The organism is Mesorhizobium sp. M0898 (assembly GCF_040319695.1).
Lineage (GTDB): Bacteria > Pseudomonadota > Alphaproteobacteria > Rhizobiales > Rhizobiaceae > Mesorhizobium.
In genome coordinates this window covers 238,966-255,547 of the sequence record NZ_JAMYOE010000002.1, presented here as the reverse complement: position 1 = coordinate 255,547, position 16,582 = coordinate 238,966, and the positions used below count along the sequence as shown (strand labels likewise).

General features: G+C 63.1%; 16 protein-coding genes. 4 read left to right on the top strand and 12 right to left on the bottom strand.

Annotation, left to right across the window (positions count from 1 at the left end):
• Positions 1–15: 15 nt before the first annotated feature.
• On the bottom strand, positions 16–588 hold the full coding sequence (locus NKH90_RS04250) for a DUF308 domain-containing protein (RefSeq protein WP_352817558.1): 573 nt from the start codon (positions 586–588) through the stop codon (positions 16–18).
• Positions 589–665: 77 nt separating this feature from the next.
• A complete protein-coding gene (locus tag NKH90_RS04245; RefSeq protein ID WP_352817555.1) occupies positions 666–1,265 on the bottom strand; it encodes a TetR/AcrR family transcriptional regulator in 600 nt (199 codons plus the stop codon).
• Between the two features lie 723 nt (positions 1,266–1,988).
• On the opposite strand from NKH90_RS04245, the gene NKH90_RS04240 reads away from it, so the two are divergent.
• Positions 1,989–2,906 (top strand): alpha/beta fold hydrolase, encoded by a 918-nt coding sequence (locus tag NKH90_RS04240; protein ID WP_352817552.1) that lies wholly within the window; start codon positions 1,989–1,991, stop codon positions 2,904–2,906.
• Positions 2,907–3,080: 174 nt separating this feature from the next.
• Positions 3,081–3,335 (top strand): hypothetical protein, encoded by a 255-nt coding sequence (locus NKH90_RS04235; protein WP_352594357.1) that lies wholly within the window; start codon positions 3,081–3,083, stop codon positions 3,333–3,335.
• 21 nt (positions 3,336–3,356) lie between these two features.
• Here the strand turns inward: NKH90_RS04235 and recQ are convergent, their stop codons facing one another.
• The 9 genes from recQ to uxaC all read right to left on the bottom strand — a co-directional run bounded on the left by recQ (position 3,357) and on the right by uxaC (position 12,692).
• Positions 3,357–5,192, bottom strand: coding sequence for a DNA helicase RecQ (recQ, locus tag NKH90_RS04230; protein WP_352817549.1), 1,836 nt, complete (start codon positions 5,190–5,192; stop codon positions 3,357–3,359).
• Positions 5,193–5,552: 360 nt separating this feature from the next.
• Positions 5,553–5,891: a cupin domain-containing protein gene (locus NKH90_RS04225; protein WP_352814824.1), complete on the bottom strand. Its 339-nt coding sequence runs from the start codon at positions 5,889–5,891 to the stop codon at positions 5,553–5,555.
• A 23-nt stretch (positions 5,892–5,914) separates the two neighbouring features.
• Complete coding sequence (gene kduD, locus NKH90_RS04220; protein ID WP_352814822.1) at positions 5,915–6,682, bottom strand: 2-dehydro-3-deoxy-D-gluconate 5-dehydrogenase KduD; 768 nt, start codon at positions 6,680–6,682, stop codon at positions 5,915–5,917.
• Entirely contained in the window at positions 6,679–7,536 is an 858-nt protein-coding gene (kduI, locus tag NKH90_RS04215; RefSeq protein ID WP_352817545.1) for a 5-dehydro-4-deoxy-D-glucuronate isomerase, read from the bottom strand. Before kduI ends, kduD begins: the two co-directional genes overlap by 4 nt.
• Before the next feature lie 27 nt (positions 7,537–7,563).
• Positions 7,564–8,340, bottom strand: coding sequence for a FadR/GntR family transcriptional regulator (locus NKH90_RS04210; protein ID WP_352817542.1), 777 nt, complete (start codon positions 8,338–8,340; stop codon positions 7,564–7,566).
• A gap of 10 nt (positions 8,341–8,350) precedes the next feature.
• Positions 8,351–9,631 carry a TRAP transporter large permease gene (locus NKH90_RS04205; RefSeq protein ID WP_023678089.1) on the bottom strand — a complete coding sequence of 427 codons (1,281 nt, stop codon included), beginning with the start codon at positions 9,629–9,631 and terminating at the stop codon, positions 8,351–8,353.
• Positions 9,632–9,635: 4 nt separating this feature from the next.
• Positions 9,636–10,163: a TRAP transporter small permease gene (locus NKH90_RS04200; RefSeq protein ID WP_023719697.1), complete on the bottom strand. Its 528-nt coding sequence runs from the start codon at positions 10,161–10,163 to the stop codon at positions 9,636–9,638.
• Between the two features lie 103 nt (positions 10,164–10,266).
• Positions 10,267–11,244 carry a TRAP transporter substrate-binding protein gene (locus NKH90_RS04195; RefSeq protein WP_352817539.1) on the bottom strand — a complete coding sequence of 326 codons (978 nt, stop codon included), beginning with the start codon at positions 11,242–11,244 and terminating at the stop codon, positions 10,267–10,269.
• 38 nt (positions 11,245–11,282) lie between these two features.
• The gene (uxaC, locus tag NKH90_RS04190; RefSeq protein ID WP_352817537.1) at positions 11,283–12,692 is read right to left on the bottom strand and encodes a glucuronate isomerase; all 1,410 of its coding nucleotides are present in this window, start codon (positions 12,690–12,692) and stop codon (positions 11,283–11,285) included.
• Between the two features lie 175 nt (positions 12,693–12,867).
• Here uxaC and NKH90_RS04185 point away from each other — a divergent pair, with 175 nt between their 5' ends.
• Both NKH90_RS04185 and uxuA read left to right on the top strand, forming a co-directional pair.
• Entirely contained in the window at positions 12,868–14,370 is a 1,503-nt protein-coding gene (locus NKH90_RS04185) for a mannitol dehydrogenase family protein (RefSeq protein ID WP_352817534.1), read from the top strand.
• Positions 14,367–15,545, top strand: coding sequence for a mannonate dehydratase (gene uxuA, locus NKH90_RS04180; protein ID WP_352678070.1), 1,179 nt, complete (start codon positions 14,367–14,369; stop codon positions 15,543–15,545). Before NKH90_RS04185 ends, uxuA begins: the two co-directional genes overlap by 4 nt.
• 1 nt (position 15,546) lies before the next feature.
• On the opposite strand, the gene lepB is transcribed toward uxuA, so the two are convergent.
• Positions 15,547–16,527, bottom strand: a complete 981-nt coding sequence (gene lepB / locus NKH90_RS04175; RefSeq protein WP_502896518.1) for a signal peptidase I — start codon at positions 16,525–16,527, stop codon at positions 15,547–15,549.
• Positions 16,528–16,582: the final 55 nt, after the last annotated feature.

Sequence of the window (16,582 nt, the reverse complement as noted above, 5' to 3'; positions counted from 1 at the left end):
GCTTAAGATGGCACGCTATGCAGCCTTCCGCCGCTGGCTCACGCTCAGCCACACCGCCGAAACCAGGAAATACAGGGCGCCTACTGCGGCATAGCCGGCCACGTTGGAGATCGATGGCGGCATCGGCATCCGCGTCTGCGCGATGAAAAACGTGCCTGCCAGTGCTGATTGCCCTCCGCTCAGGATCATCGCCCACTGCGCACCAGAGCTCTTCCAACGGCGGACGGCGGTGCCGAGTTGAAGCAGGCCGGACAGGATCGCCCATAGGCCGAACACGCCGAGCACCCAATTCATGCTCATCTTCAGCGCAACAATGACCGCGAGCGTTGTCGCCACACTGACCACGACGTTGATGGTCTGGGTGCGATTCTGTCCCAATCCTCCGCTGCGCGATGCGTCGACAAAATTGGCCAGGGCATCCCATGCAGGATAAGCCACGAGCAAAACCGCCGCGACCACCCCGGAATGCTGTCCCACCGTAAAGGCAGCCGCCACCCAGACAGCCGAGAATGCCGTCCGAGCGAAGTAATAGAGCTTGAGCCATTGTTCCTGGCTGGCGCGGGAAAGATCGCCATCGTGAATCGTCATTGGATCATCCTTTCGACTAGTAGGTAGGGCTCTCGACGAATGTCGCAGAGTCGTTACGGCTATGGTTAGTTGAGGTCTTAGGGTCGTATTTGGAGGGAACGCAGAGCGAGCCGCTCCAGGAGTGGGCCTGTCACGACGCCGAATATCTTCGGATCGCCATAGGCCCGTGCTGAAAGCATCGCGCCGTGAACGGTCGCCATGAACGCTTCAGCCTCGGCACGAGGGGTGCTCATCAGTCGAAATTGGCCGTGCCGCACGCCGCGCTCCATCACCGATGTAAGCCACCCTGACAGCGAGCGGAAATGCGCCCGGACCTCAAGGCTAACTTCCTCGGGCAGCACGGGGAGCTCGCTTGCCAACAGCGCGCAGATACAAAACGGGGCGCTGGCGTTCGCGATGCAGGCTTCCCAATACCCGGCATAGATCCGCAACTGTTCGAGCGGATCGGATTCGTGAAGTTCGACATTTGCCATCCCCGCTTCAGTTTCTTCGCGATACCGCGCAACCAGCGTCCGAACCAGATCGACCTTGCTTGGGAAATGGTGATGAATGCTCGCCTTACGGATCCCGACCACTTCAGCAATGTCGGCATAACTGAAACCGTTGTAGCCGCCAGCCACGATCAGTGAACGTGCACAAGCCAGGATGTCGTCAGAGGTGGTAGACAAGTTGCTCATGCTTTTACCTACCTTCTGGTAGGATGGCAGTCAAGCCTCCTTGCACCGCGAGTAGCGTGAATTGCGTGGCGATGGCGTAGACCTCATTCGATCTTCATTGTTTTCGGCCCTCCATCAATTCAAAAAGCTCCGGGTGTTTGTCGATCGAGGTAGCCATCCCACTTCGAGGACGAGGCAACACCCTCCGGCCGACCGGACCACCGCTAATAGCCGTGCGGCACTAGGCGTCTGCACCGACTGCGCTATCTCCCCATCGTTAGCTTGTTCTATCGCTGGTTGAAGACTGGGAGGTTTCCATGGATCGGCGACTATTTTTGACAGGAATGTTTGGCATTGCCGGGGCCGCGGCCCTTGCAAGCACGGTTCGGCCAATCAACGCAGTGGCCGGCGTTCCAACTGCCAGAAGCGGCATTCTCGATGAACTCGAGGCGCCGGATGTCGAGACCTTCGACGACGATGAAACTCAAGCAGAGTTGCAACCAGTCTATCATCGCCGGTGGCACATGCCGCGCCGGCGCCGCCGGCGCGCTTGGAGAAGGGTCTGTCGCGTTTACTGGCGAAACGGCTATCGGCGCAGGCGGTGCTTCCGCAGGCGCGTCTGGGTCTGGTTTCGATTTTAGCAACTGGCCGGCTTGAACCCTGGCCATCGCGGCCGGGGTTTTCGCCTCAGGCGGCCGTTAGCGCCCTTAGGCAGCTTTCCTAAGGGCGCGGAGGAAGCTGACGGTGTTTGCAGGTTTCAGAGCCACCAGCCTACGACTGGACGATACGACGATTTTCGCAAGGGTCGGAGGCACCGGTCCGCCGCTGCTGCTTCTTCACGGTTTTCCAGAAACGCATCTGATGTGGAGGGATATCGCCGCAGCCTTGGCGCTCCGCTTCACGGTGGTCGCCGCCGACCTTCGAGGCTATGGGCAAAGCGGATGTCCGGTTTCCTCTGCCGATCATAGCCCATACGCCAAACGCGCCATGGCCGGCGACATGGTTCAGGCCATGAAGCAAATGGGGTTTGAGCGGTTCATGGTTGCCGGGCATGATCGTGGCGGGCGGGTTGCCTATCGCCTGGCGCTGGACCATCCCGACAACGTGCTCAAAATCGCCGTCCTCGACATCATCCCCACCGCCGCAACATGGGATCGGGCGGATGCCAGACTGGTGCTTGGCTTCTGGCCCTGGAGCCTTCTTGCCCAGCCGGAGCCCCTGCCGGAGCGTCTGATCGGCGCGGCTCCCGATGCCGTCGTCGACGATGCAATAACGCAGTGGGGATCGTCGGCGAAAATGGTCTCCAAAGAGGTCAGGAACGCCTATGTTGATGCGCTTCGCGATCCCGCGCATATTCATGCCATCTGCGAAGAGTATCGCGCCGCTGCGACGATCGATCGTGAACATGACGCGTTGGACCGCGCAAACGGTCGTCGCATCGACAGTCCGCTACTGGCGCTATGGAGTGGCGAAGGCGCCCTGGAGAACTGGTATGCGCAAGAAGGCGGGCCGCTGGCCATCTGGAGGAAATGGGCCGACAGAGTGGCAGGACGCGCTGTCCAAGGCGGGCACTTTTTCCCGGAAGAGCACCCCGACAAGACGGCAGCGGCTCTCTCGGAATTCTTTGACGACAAACAGGTCGGTCAGCACAGAGTATTGTAGAGGTCACATGCTTCAGTTACGCGGAACCTCGGGAGCGCTTCGCGGCCTGAGATCGAGAACCCTCCGAAAATCCGCCCGTCCGGCATCAACGTGCTTGATAAGGGAATGAAGGCGATCTCCACGGCCACGCCTCTGATATGCAGCCTCATGTTTGTCGGAAGTTGCGCATCGCCTTTGCCGGCATCCTTTGATGCTGCGAAATACGACAAGATGAGTTGCGTCGAGCTCAACGTGGCGATAGGCGCGGTCGCCGACGAAATGTCGGCGACAGCCATCGCTCGTGGCAAAGTCGTCCACACCAACATTCCGGGCTGGCTGTTGGGAGGGCAGCGTGTCGCCTCGACCGTGGCTGCCCGCCAGAGTGCGAAGATCGAGCGCTTGCGGCAGCAGGAGGCTGCGATTGCCGCGGCGAGACGAAGCCGGTGCTGATTGCGTCACTGAAGTGGGTCTTCAGCCCGCCACCCCGGATTGATGCGCAGCGATCGCGCCGAGGAATATCTCGCCGAAATCCTTGAGCTTGGCGGCGCCGACGCCGTTGACCGCGGCGAAGGCGTCCAGATCACGCGGGCAGCGTTCGGCCATATCGATCAGTGTACGATCCGAAAAGATCACGAAGGCCGGCACCTGGCGTTCCCGGGCAAGACGCAGCCGTACAGCCTTGAGCGCCGCCAGCAGCGCCGAATCCAGACCTTCCGTGCCTGCTGCGGTATCCTCAGGACGTATCTTGCCTCGCGATGACTGGCGCGCGTCGAAGCGATACCGGAATGAAGCCTCGCCCCGAGCCAGCGCACGGCCCTTCTCGGCAATGGCGAGGCCGCCATGGCCGGCTGAGTCCAATGTCAGGAACCCTCCCGCGACGAGTTGGCGGAGCAGCGACAGCAAGAGATTCTTCTTATGCGCCACACCGGTGCCGAAGCTGGCAAGCCTGTGGTGGTTCCTGTCCAGGACCTTCTCGGTCTCATGGCCGAGCAGGACATCGACGACATGGGCGGCGCCGAAGCGCTCGCCGGTCTGTGCGATCGCCGCCAGGATGAGCCGTGCCTCCGCCTCACCATCCGCATGCGGCGCCTGGTCGAGGCAGTTGTCGCAATTGCCGCAAGGCGAAGCACTTTCGCCGAAATAGCCAAGCAGGATCTGGCGCCGGCACTGCGTCGTCTCGCAATAACCGATCAGCGTTTCGAGCCGGCCATGCGCGCGCCTTTTGTGCTCAGCCGGTGCGTCCTCGTCTTCGATGAAAAGCCGGCGCATGCGGATATCGCCGAGACCGAACAGCATATGTGCCTCGGCCGCCCGCCCGTCGCGGCCCGCGCGCCCGATTTCCTGGTAATAAGCCTCCAAGCTGCCCGGCAGGTCGGTGTGGAAGACATAGGCGACGTCCGGCTTGTCGATCCCCATGCCGAAGGCGATGGTCGCCACCATCACCACGCCGGACAAGGTCATGAAAGCGTTTTGATTCGCTTCACGCGCGTCCTTGCTCATGCCGGCATGATAGGCGAGCGCGCGTACGCCGCTGCGCTCGAGGAACGCCGCCATCTCTTCGGTCTTTTTGCGCGACAGGCAATAGACGATCCCGCTGCGGCCCACATGGCGCTGCACGAAGTTTAGCAATTGGCGCTTGCTGTCCTGCTTGGGCTCAATGCCTAGCTTGATGTTCGGCCGGTCGAAGCCGAGCACCACGGTATCGACGCGCCCGTCGAACAGCTGCGCGGCAATGTCGGTGCGCGTGGTCTCGTCCGCCGTAGCCGTCAGCGCAATAATCGGCACTTTCGGGAAGATATCACGTAGTCTCGACAATTCTTCGTATTCGCGCCGGAACGCCGGTCCCCATTGCGAGATGCAATGCGCCTCGTCGATGGCGATCAGCCGGACATCGAGCTTGGTCAACGCCTCGAGCATTCGCACGGTCATTAGCCGCTCCGGTGCAAGATAGAGCAGGCGCGTCTGGCCTGCCGCGACACGGCGCCATCCAGCGACATTGGCATCGCGGTCGAGCGAGGAATTGATCGTATCGGCCGCCACGCCGGCAAGGCGCAATGCGGCGACCTGATCCTGCATCAGGGCCACCAGCGGCGAAACGACAATGGTGAGCCCGCCCAGCACCAGCGCCGGGACCTGGTAGCAGAGCGATTTGCCGGCGCCGGTCGGCATGACGGCCAGCACATGGCGCCTGGCCAGCAGCGCCTCCATAACAGGCGCCTGGCCGGGACGAAAATCATCGAAACCGAATACATCCCTGAGGACGCGCCGCTTGGAATCCTCTGCCGGGATGCTCGCTGCTACCTGCATTACAGAACTTTCGGGGATACGACCTGCCGAAATTCCCCGGCGAATCGCCAGGTGATTGCCTGGACAGCAGATTCGAACATTTATCGACCCCTCTGGTCCTGTCCGCGGCACCGCCTGAGGCGAACTTCTCTCTCATTGGCCGATATCAGACCGTCGTTCCAGCCCCTATTCGCTTTGGCTGTGAATATTGCACCGCCTCGGAGCGGTTAATCCTATCTTCACCATCATTCGGCAGGTTCAGGTTCTGCGGTGATGTTTTGAGTACCGCGGCGCCACAAGCGCCCAGGCAACACGCCCGCGTCTCTCCGGAGGCGCGGGTTTTTTTCTGAGAACCGGCTGCCTGATCTTCGGGCCCGCAGCTCAGTCGAGGAAATCGGCGCGGTGCGGCGTGAAGCTGTCGACCAGCCGTCCCGCCTGCAGCGCCTTGACGCCATGGACAAGGTTGGAAGGAACGATGAAGCTGCTGCCGGTTTCCAGGATCTCGGTCCTGCCGTCGATGGTGACTTCGAAGCGGCCTTCGGCGACGTAGCTCGCCTGGACATGCGGGTGCGAGTGCAATGCACCGACGCCGCCCTTGTCGAAGGCAAACTCGACCATCATCAGTTCATCGGTGTGCAGGAGAACGCGCCTGCGGTTGCCATCCGGCGTCGGCGTCCACGCACCCTCGCCGGCATGCGAGAAGATTTTGGTTCCGGTCATCGTCAGACTCTCATCGTCGCTGTTCATCGCGCCAGCCAGCCGCCGTCCACCGGCATCACCGCGCCATGCATATAGTTCGACGCCGGCGCCAGCAGGAAGACGGCTGCGTCGCCGATGTCTTCCGGCGCGCCCCAGCGCCCCGCCGGAATGCGCGCCAGGATCGAGGCGCTGCGGTCGGGATCGGCGCGCAGCGCCTCGGTGTTGTTGGTCTCGATATAGCCTGGCGCAATGCCATTGACGTTGATGCCCTTTGCCGCCCACTCGCATGCCAGCAGCCGGGTAATGCCGAGCACGCCGTGTTTGGAGGCGGTGTAGGAGGCGACGCGAATGCCGCCCTGAAAGCTCAGCACCGAAGCGATGTTGACGATCTTGCCGCGCCGTCCCGGCTCGGCAAGCACGCGCCTGGCAAAACTCTGGCTGAGGAAGAACACCGTCTTCAGATTGACGCCCATGACGTCGTCCCAGTCGGCTTCGGTGAGGTCGACCGCGTCGGCACGCCGGATGATGCCGGCATTGTTGACCAGGCCATCGAGCGGCCCCGTATCCGCCCAGACGCGGTCAAGCATCGCCTGGGCGGCGGCATCGTCGCCAAGGTCGCAGAGGACCGCCTCGAAGCGGCCGCCGACAGCCGCAATCTTCTCCGCCGTCTCGTCCATCGCCGACCGGCCGACGCCGACGACCGCGCCGCCTGCGCGCGCGATCGACACGGCGATGCCTTGGCCGATGCCGGTATTGGCGCCGGTGACGAGGATGCGCTTGCCGGCAAGGCTGAAGGCCGAGAGATCGCTCACTTGAGCTCCTCCATCGCCACCAGGTCGACATCGGTATAGTCGACATTATCGCCGGCCATCGCCCAGATGAAGGCGTAGTTGGAGGTGCCGGCGCCCGAATGGATCGACCATCCCGGCGACAGCACCGCCTCCTCGTTGCGCATGACGAGATGGCGCGTTTCGTCCGGCTCGCCCATGAAATGAAACACCCGCGCCGCCTCCGGCAGATCGAAATAAAGATAGGCTTCCATGCGCCGGTCATGCACATGGCATGGCATGGTGTTCCAGACCGAACCGGAGGCAAGCTGCGTCATGCCGACGACAAGCTGACAGGTCTTTACCCCATCGGCATGGATGAACTGGAAGATCGAGCGCTCGTTGGAGGTTGCCTGGCTGCCGAGATCGAGCCGCTTGGCATCGCCGATGCGGATCAGCCGGTTGGGATGGCTCTGATGCGCCGGCGCGCTGAGCAGGTAGAACTTAGCCGGCTCAGCCGGATTGCTCGCAGCGAACGATACCTCATCCGTGCCCATGCCGAGATAGAGCATGTCGCGCGCCTGCAGCTCGTAGGATTGACCGCCGGCTTTCACGATGCCGGCACCGGCAATGTTGACGATGATCATCTCACGGCGGTCGAGAAAATTCTTGGTCCCGGTCGGCTTGATCGCCTGCAGCGGCAGGGGTGCGCCGGCGGGCATGGCGCCGCCGACGATCATGCGGTCGTAATGGGTGTAGGTCAGGCCGATGCGGCCGGGCTGGAACAAGTCCTCGATGAGGAAATTGTGACGCAGTTCGTCTGTGCCCATAGCCGCAGCAGAAACAGGATCGATGGCGAAGCGCGAGGTAAAATCCGTGTGATTGTCAGTGTGATTCATTGCTGTCCCATGGGGCTGCCTTATTGCTCATTCGGTTGCCGCGGCCTTGACCGAGTCGGCATAAAAAACCTGGCGCGCGTGCAGACGCTCGCGATAGCGCTGCTGGCTGGCACCGAGATGCGCGCGCATCGCCTCCCGCGCCGCCTCGGCATCGCCTGCCGAGATGGCGTTGAGGATCATCAGGTGTTCGCGCTGCAGGCCGCGCTGGTAGGTGTCGGACTGCGCGAACTCGGTCGACCAGGGCGAGGTCACATCGCAAGGAATAGCGCGCCGGCCGAGCACGTCGAGCATCTCGACATAGAACGGATTGTTGGTGGCGCTGGCGATTGCGCGGTGGAAGGCAAGGTCGGCCGGTCCAGTCGGCTCGCTGTTGAGGAGCAGCCGTTCGAACTCGAAGAACGCTTCCTGGATTGCCGCTTCCTGCGCGGCATTGCGCCGGATGGCGGCGAGCCCGGCGGATTCGATCTCGATCGCCAACCTGACTTCGAGCACGTTGAGGGCAATCGAATCCTTGCTGCCCATCTCCGCTGCCAGAGCACCGAACGCTGTCGAGATATGTTCGGTGACGAAAACGCCGGCGCCTTGGCGCGGCTCGACCAGGCCGTCCGCGGCAAGCTTGGCCAGCGCCTCGCGTATCACGGTGCGGCTGACCCCGAAGGTTTCCGTCAGCTGGCCCTCGGTCGGCAGCTTTTGCCCAGGCTGGATCTCGCCCGCCTGCAGCTGCTTGCGGATCGCCGCGACGACGGTTTCCGAAAGCTTCGGTCTTCGTTCGACGCGGAGCCCGACGGCAGTGTCCGATGCCATTTCGCACCCCCTATTTGAAGACGCTCGGCAGCCATAGCGAAATGGCCGGAATGTAAGTGACGAGCGCCAGCACCACGAGGCCTGCGCCATAGAATGGCCAGATCGAGCGCATCGATTCCCAGACGGATATCTTGCCCACTGCGCATGCCACGAACTGAACTGCGCCCACCGGCGGCGTGTTCAGCCCAATGCCGAAATTGAGGATCATGATGACGCCGAAATGCACCGGATCGACGCCGTAGGCCTGCGCCACGGGCAGGAAGATCGGCGTGCAAATGATGATCGTCGGCCCCATGTCCATGAACGTGCCGAGGAACAGCATCAGGAGGTTGAGCAGGAGAAGCACAACCAGCGGATCGTCCGAGATCGCGTTCATGGAGGCTATCAACGCTGCCGGCACTTTCAGGAAGGCCATCAGCCACGAGAACGCCGCCGCCATGCCGATGATGAGCAGCACCATGGCCGTGGTGCGCACGGCGCCATGGGTGGCATGAACGAACCCTTCCCAGGTCATCTGCCGGTAAACGAAGACGGTCACGAGCAGCGCATAGATGACGGCGATACAGGAACTCTCGGTGGCGGTGAAGACGCCCGATCGCACGCCGCCGAAGATGATCGCGATCAGCAGCAGGCCGGGCACGGCGACGGCGAAAAGATGCGCGACCGCGGTGAAGCCCGGAAACGCCTCGGTCGGATAGCCGCGGGAGCGCGCCACGATATAGGCGGTGACCATCAGCGACAGGGCCAGCAGCAGGCCCGGGATGATGCCGGCCGTGAACAAATCGGCGATGGAGATCTTTCCGCCTGCCGAGATCGAGTAGATGATCATGTTGTGCGACGGCGGCAGCAGCAGCGCGATCAGTGCCGCCATCGACGTGACGTTGACGGCGTAGTCCGCTCCATATCCACGCGCCTTCATCTGCGGGATCATCAGGCCGCCTACCGCCGCTGCCTCCGCCACCGCTGAGCCGGAAATGCCGCCGAACAGTGTAGCGGTTGCAATGTTGACCTGCCCGAGGCCGCCGCGCAAATGGCCGACGAGCGAGCCGGCGAAGGCAACGATCTTGCTGGCGATGCCGCCGCGCACCATCAAGTCGCCGGCGTAGATGAAAAACGGAATGGCCAGCAGCGAAAAGACGCTCATGCCGGAATTCAGGCGCTGGAACACGATGAGCGGCGGCAGGCCCATATAGAGGACGGTGGCGAGGCTTGCGACGCCCAGGCAGAAAGCGATCGGCGTGCCGATAAGCATCAGCAGGGTGAAGACGCCGAAGAGAATCCACAGTTCCATGGCGTCAGACCTTCACGTTGGCGGTGTCGAGTTCGGCCGCGACTTCGGCCGGCGGCAGTTCATCGAGGGCATCGTCGATCGGCGCGCCGGAGAGGCGAAGCACGATGCGCTCCAGCGTGAAGAGCACGATGAGCGCGCCTCCCGCGACAAGCGGGACATAGTCCCAGCCCCCCGATATGCCGAGTGACGGCAAGACGGAGCCCCAGGTCAATGCGACCAGCTGGCTGCCATACCAGATCATGCCGATGCCGAAGGCGAGCGCGACGAGGTCCGAAATCATCCGCAGCCAGCGCTTGCCGCCTTTCGGCAGCACGTAGAGCAGTACGTCGAAGCCAAGATGGTAGTTCTCGCGCACACCGACGGCAGCGCCGAGGAAAATGAACCAGCTCATCAGCATCACCGAGCCGGGCTCGGTCCAGCTCGGCGAGCGGTTCAGAACATAGCGGCCGAACACCTGCCAGGCGACGAAGGCGGTCATCAGCACCAGCCCGATGCCGGCGATCGACAGCGCCGCCGTGCTGACGCGCGACATCACTTGCGCGACGCCGGACAGGAGCGGTGTTGGTTTTGGGCTGGAAGTCACCGGTTTTCTCCCCAGGAGGATGGCGGCACGGAATGTCCGCGCCGCCGCTTGATCACTGCACGGCCTTGATGGCTTCGACCATGGCCTTCAGCTTGCCGTCCTTGACGTGCTTCTCGTAGACCGGCCCCATCGCGTCGATGAAGGGCTGCTTGTCCGGCGTCGTGATCTGCGAACCGGCCGCCTCGACCTTGGCGCGCGATTCCTTGACCTTGGCGGTCCACAGCTCGCGCTGCTTGGCGACGCTTTCCTTGGCGGCCGCCTTGAAGATCGCCTGGTCTTCCGGCGTCAGCTTGTCCCAGCTCGACTTCGCCATGACGAAGGCTTCCGGCACCATCGTGTGCTCGTCGAGTGAATAGTACTTGGCGACTTCCGCATGCTTGGCGGTGTCGTAGCTCGGAAAATTGTTCTCCGCGCCGTCGATCACCCCGGTCTCGATCGCCGAATACACCTCGCCATACGGCATCGGCGTCGCATTGGCGCCGAGTGCCGCCACCATGTCGACGAAGATGTCGGACTGGATGACGCGGAACTTCATGCCGGCCATGTCGGCCACGGTGTTGATCGGCTTCTTCGAATTGTAGAAGGAGCGCGAGCCGCCGTCGTAAAAGGCGAGCAGCACCAGCCCGACCTGGTCGAACGCCGCCGCGATCTGGTCGCCGATCGCCCCGTCCATGACCTTGTGCATATGCTCTTCCGAACGGAAGATGTAGGGCAGCGAGGGCACGGTGGTCTCCGGGATGAGCCCGTTGAACGGCGCCATCGAGACGCGGTTGAGATCGATCACGCCGGTGCGCACCTGCTCGATCGTGTCCTTTTCCTCGCCGAGTTGCGCGGAAGGATAGATCTCGACCACATAGCGGCCGGCCGTGCGCTCCTTCACCAGCTCGCCGAAATATTTGACCGCCTCGACCGTCGGATAGCCATCCGGGTGGGTGTCGGACGAGCGCAGGACCGTCTGGGCGCTTGCCGATCCGGCCAGCAGTGCGGCGGCAAGTAGCGTAGCTCCCGCCAGTCTCGAAAAATGCAGCATTGGTTTCCTCCCTTTTTGAACGATGGCGGCAAGCGCCGTTAGAGCCGGTACGCCTTTTTCGCGAGCGTATAGGCAAGTTCCTGCGCCAACTCGTGCGCCTCGTGCTCGGCGAGCCGATGCTCGGCGACGAGACGCGCCAGATATGCGCAATCGACCCGGCGCGCCACATCATGGCGGGCCGGTATGGATGGAAAGGCGCGGGTGTCGTCGTTGAAACCGACGGTGTTGTAGAAACCGGCGGTTTCGGTGGTCATCTCACGGAACCGGCGCATGCCTTCGGGGCTGTCGTGGAACCACCAGGCCGGCCCGAGCTTCAATGCCGGATAGACGCCGGCGAGCGGCGCCAGCTCGCGCGCATAGCTGGTCTCGTCGAGGGTGAAGAGGATGATGGTGAGGTCGCGCTCCAGCCCGACACAGTCGAGCAGTGGCTTCAGCGCCGTCACATAATCCGTGCGGGTCGGGATATCGAAGCCTTTGTCCCTGCCGAACTTGTGAAAGATAGAAGGCGAATGATTGCGCCAGGAGCCAGGATGTATCTGCAGGACCAGCCCGTCGTCGCGGCTCATCTTGGCCATCTCGGTCAGCATCTGGGCGCGGAACAGCTTTCGCTCGCGCTCGTCGTCCGAGCCCCGGCGGATGCGGTTGAACAGCTCCTGCGCGGCGGCATCCGAGAGATTGGCGGTTTCGGCCGTCGGATGGCCGTGATCGGAGGAAGTCGCGCCAAAGCTCTTGAAGAAGGCGCGCCGCTGGCGATGCGCATCGAGATAGCCGGCCCAATTGCCGGTGTCGCAGCCGGTGATCTCGCCAAGCCGGTCGAGATTGGCCGAAAAGCCTTCGAAGTCGGGATCGACGATCGCATCCGGCCGATAGGCGGTGACGACGCGGCCCTCCCAGCCGCTGTCGCGGATCATCTGGTGCCATCGGAGATCGTCGAGCGCGCCTTCGGTCGTTGCGATGACTTCAATGTTGAAGCGCTCGAACAGCGCTCGCGGGCGAAAATTCTCCCACTGCAGCAAGGTCGAGATCATGTCGTAATGGCGGTCGGCGGTTGCGGCCGTCAACGGCTCGTCGATGCCGAACAGGTGGGCAAGCACGTGGTCGAACCACAGCCGGGTCGGCGTGCCCCGGAACAGGTAATAATGCTCGGCAAAGCGCCGCCAGATCGTTCTGCCGTCGGTTTCCACCGGCGAGCCGTCAAGCGTCGGCACACCAAGCTCCTCAAGCCGAACGCCCTGGCTGAACAGCATGCGGAAAATGTAGTGGTCCGGCACGATCAGCAACTGCGCCGGATCGGGAAACGCCTCGTTGAGCGCATACCAGCGCGGATCGGTGTGGCCGTGCGGGCTGACGATCGGCAGGTCCTTGACCGCGGCGTAGAGATCGCGGGCCAGCGAACGCGGCCGCGCCTCGGCGGCAAACAGCAAGTCCGGATCCGTCAATGCGGCCACGTGAATCCTCCCAATCCGGACATCGGTAGGGTTGGAAAGAAATAATGTCAACATACAAAAACTGGGTTGTTGTATGATGACTTTTCGTCGGCCATTGCCCATTGTGCGTGACGGCATCGGGTGTTACGCCGCCTGCCAGCAGTGACCCAACAATCTCGATCAGACACGTGGCGCAATGACCAATAGACGCCTTTCCAACAGCACGCTGAAGGCACTGCCGGCTTCGGTCGCGGTCCCGCGCTACGCCCGCGGCGCTATTGCACCGGGCATCGTCCATCTCGGCGTCGGTGCCTTCCATCGCGCCCACCAGGCGGCCTATGTCGACGACTGCCTGGCGGCGGGCGAGGCGGACTGGGGCATTGTCGGCGTGTCCTTGCGCAGTCCAGACACGCGCGACGCACTGGCGCCGCAGGATGGCCACTACACGCTGGCGATCAGGAGCAGCGTCGGCGAAGAGCTGCGCGTCGTCGGCTCGATCCTGTCGCTGCTGGTGGCGCCGGAAGATCCGGCTGCGGTGCTCGCCGCCCTGACCGATCCGCGCACCCGCATCGTCACGCTGACGATCACCGAAAAGGCCTATTTGAGGGCAGCCGGCGGCGGCCTCGACAATACCCACCCCGACATCGTCCATGATCTGGCCAACCCGCAAATGCCACGGACGGCGCATGGTTTCCTGACCGAGGCGCTGTCGCGCCGCCGTGCCGCCGGCATCCAGCCTTTCACCGTGCTCTGCTGCGACAACCTTCCGGCCAATGGTGCCACGCTGCACCGCCTGCTGGTCGAATTCGCCGCACTGCGCGATGCCAGGCTCGCCACTTCGGGCGATGCCAGGCTCGCCGCACACATCGCCGACGGCGTCGCCTTCCCGTCGAGCATGGTCGACCGCATCGTGCCGGCGACCACCGATGCCGACCGGGCGCGTATCGCCGTCGAGCTCGGCGTCGAGGATGCCTGGCCGGTGATGACCGAGCCGTTCTGCCAATGGGTGGTCGAGGATGATTTCCCGGCAGGCAGGCCGGCCTGGGAAAAGTTCGGCGTCACCATGGTCGGCGACGTCGGGCCCTTCGAGGACATGAAGCTGCGGCTGCTCAACGGCTCGCATTCGGCAATCGCCTATCTCGGCCTGCTCAGCGGCTACGACACGGTCGACCGCGCCTTTGCCAATCCGGCGATCCGGCAATTCGTGGACGGACTATGGGCCGAGGCCATCCCGACGCTGCCGCAGGACGCCGGGCTCGATACGGCCGGCTACACGGCCCAGCTCGCCGAACGCTATTCGAACACCGCGCTCGCCCATCGCACGGCGCAGATCGCCAATGACGGCAGCCAGAAGCTGCCGCAGCGCATCGTCGCCTCGGCCCTCGATCGACTGGGCGCCGGCGACCCGCCCGCGCATCTCATGCTGGTGGTGGCGGCCTGGATCGCCGCTTGCGAGGCGCGCGGCAAAACCTTGCCGGAAGCCCATTTTACCGATCCGATCGACACTCGGCTTACGGCGCTCGGCAGCCGGCCGGCTGATGAAACGGTGACAGCGATATTCGATCTCGCCGGCTTCGCCAAGGACCATTCCCACCGCATGACACTGATCGATCTGACGGCAGCCCATCTCGAGCGCCTGCGGCGGGGCGGACCTGCCGCTGCCTTCGCGGCGCTTGGCATAGGGAGTGAGAAGCCATGAGACAGACCTGGCGCTGGTTCGGGCCAGACGATCCGGTGACGCTTGCCCATGTCCGTCAGGCCGGCGCCGTCGGCATCGTCAGCGCGCTGCACCACCTCAACGACGGCCGCGCCTGGCCGGCAGACGAGATCGCCAGGCGCAAGGCCGAGATCGAGGCAGCAGGGCTGACCTGGGACGTGGTCGAGAGCATCGTCGTGCACGAGGACATCAAGACCCGCAGCGGCGACTGGCGCAGCCTGATCGACAATTACAAGGCCTCGATCCGCGCCGTCGCCGCCGCCGGTATCAACACCGTCTGCTATAATTTCATGGCGATCACCGACTGGACGCGCACCGACCTCGATTACCCGATGCCGCATGGCGGCACGGCGCTGCGCTTCGATGTCGTCGAGCTCTGCGCCTATGACGTCTTCATCCTTGAGCGAGAAGGGGCGGAGGCCGATCACCCACCGGCCCGCGTCGAGGCCGCGCGTGTGCGACTGCAAGGGATGAGCGACAGCGACAAGGCAAGGCTGGAGCGCAACCTGATCGGCTGGGTCCCTGCGCGCGAATTCATCTTCGATCGGGCAAGCTTCCGCCGCGCCCTCGACCTCTACAAGGACGTCTCCACCGAAGGCCTGCGCGAAAACCTGTTTGCCTTCCTGCGCGAGATCGTGCCGGTGGCCGAAGAGGCCGGCCTCAGGATGGCGATCCACCCCGACGATCCGCCCTTTTCGCTGTTCGGCCTGCCGCGAATCGTTTCCAAGGCAGCCGATGCCCGCGCGCTGCTCGACGCCGTCGCTTCGCCAGCCAACGGGCTGACACTGTGCACCGGCTCCTATGGCGCGGGCGCGCAGAACGATCTGCCGGCAATGGCAAAGGCCTTCGCCGAAAACATCCATTTCGCCCATCTGCGCAACGTCACCAAGGAGCCAGACGGCTCTTTCCACGAAGCCGAGCACCTCGACGGCGACACCGACATGGTGGCGGTCGTGTCGGCGCTGATTGGCGAAGAGCGGCGGCGCAAGGCGGCAGGCAGGGCGGACTGGCAGGTGCCGATGCGTCCGGACCATGGCCACGCCATCGTCGACGACATCGGCAAGAAGGTGAACCCCGGTTATTCCTGCATCGGCCGCCTGAAGGGCCTCGCCGAACTGCGCGGCGTCATGCGCGCAGTAGAGGCACTGACAGTTTGAGCTACTTGCTCGCCTGGCCGTTCAGCGTCTGTCGAGACGAATAATCGGTACCTTTGGAATTCCAGAACAGCCGCACGGCCTTGCCGACCAGATTTTCATAGGGAACAAACCCGACACTGAACCGGCTGTCGGAGGCATTGTCGCGATTGTCACCAAGCACGAAGTAGTGGCCTTCGGGCACCTCAAACACACGCGTATTGTCGCCGATCGAGTTGTCGGTAAGGTTGAGGACGGAATGGGTGGTGACGCCCCCCGGCAGAGTTTCGCGTTGAAGTTTGGCTTTCGAGAACTCGTCGGACGAAAAAGTGCCGATATCGTCGAGTCCCACTGCGACATCGTTGATGTGAAGCACCCCGCCGATGATCTGGATCTTCTCGCCGGGAAGGCCGACGATCCGCTGGATGTAGTCCACGCTCGGATCGGGCGGGAACTTGAAGACAACCAGATCTCCCCTTTTGGGTTCCGCGCCGAATATACGTCCATCAACGGGAAGCAAGTTGAACGGCACGCTGTAGCGGCTGTAGCCGTATGCCATTTTGGAGACGAAGAGATAGTCGCCTCCCTGCAACGTCGGCACCATGCTGCTGGAGGGAATCGAAAAAGGCTGGAGCAGGAACGCGCGTATTGCGAATGCAGCCGGATACGAAGTCAGAAAGACGAGCACCAGCACCGAAAGCCCACGCGCGTACCATCTGTCCGGCTTGAACCGGTGCGCGAAGGGAACAACGATCGCTGCCCACAGGGCCATCAAACCGATCCCTGAAAAATTGGCCCACCAAGCAAGATCGACGCCAGGCAATACCGGAAAGCCAATGTAAACAAGCGCGAAAACGACGGCGCTGATCACCACCAGGCTAGCGACCGCCAGTTTGCCGCTGCCGATCCAGAGGAACCCGCCAAACGGGCCGCCAAAGGCCGACACCAGGGCCGTCGACCATCTGGATCGCGAGATAGTTTCTTGTTGCACTGCTTGTTTTGTCATCGGCCACCCCCCACGCCAAGGCAGCCAGACTGTCCACCAAACAAAAAAGCGGGGC

Bases quoted from the DNA above. Each gene is read 5' to 3' on its own strand.
- NKH90_RS04250 (WP_352817558.1), bottom strand. From the start codon at position 588: ATGACGATTCACGATGGCGATCTTTCCCGCGCCAGCCAGGAACAATGG.
- NKH90_RS04245 (WP_352817555.1), bottom strand. From the start codon at position 1,265: ATGAGCAACTTGTCTACCACCTCTGACGACATCCTGGCTTGTGCACGT.
- recQ (WP_352817549.1), bottom strand. From the start codon at position 5,192: ATGCAGGTAGCAGCGAGCATCCCGGCAGAGGATTCCAAGCGGCGCGTC.
- NKH90_RS04225 (WP_352814824.1), bottom strand. From the start codon at position 5,891: ATGACCGGAACCAAAATCTTCTCGCATGCCGGCGAGGGTGCGTGGACG.
- kduI (WP_352817545.1), bottom strand. From the start codon at position 7,536: ATGAATCACACTGACAATCACACGGATTTTACCTCGCGCTTCGCCATC.
- NKH90_RS04210 (WP_352817542.1), bottom strand. From the start codon at position 8,340: ATGGCATCGGACACTGCCGTCGGGCTCCGCGTCGAACGAAGACCGAAG.
- NKH90_RS04205 (WP_023678089.1), bottom strand. From the start codon at position 9,631: ATGGAACTGTGGATTCTCTTCGGCGTCTTCACCCTGCTGATGCTTATC.
- NKH90_RS04200 (WP_023719697.1), bottom strand. From the start codon at position 10,163: ATGTCGCGCGTCAGCACGGCGGCGCTGTCGATCGCCGGCATCGGGCTG.
- NKH90_RS04195 (WP_352817539.1), bottom strand. From the start codon at position 11,244: ATGCTGCATTTTTCGAGACTGGCGGGAGCTACGCTACTTGCCGCCGCA.
- NKH90_RS04185 (WP_352817534.1), top strand. From the start codon at position 12,868: ATGACCAATAGACGCCTTTCCAACAGCACGCTGAAGGCACTGCCGGCT.
- uxuA (WP_352678070.1), top strand. From the start codon at position 14,367: ATGAGACAGACCTGGCGCTGGTTCGGGCCAGACGATCCGGTGACGCTT.
- lepB (WP_502896518.1), bottom strand. From the start codon at position 16,527: ATGACAAAACAAGCAGTGCAACAAGAAACTATCTCGCGATCCAGATGG.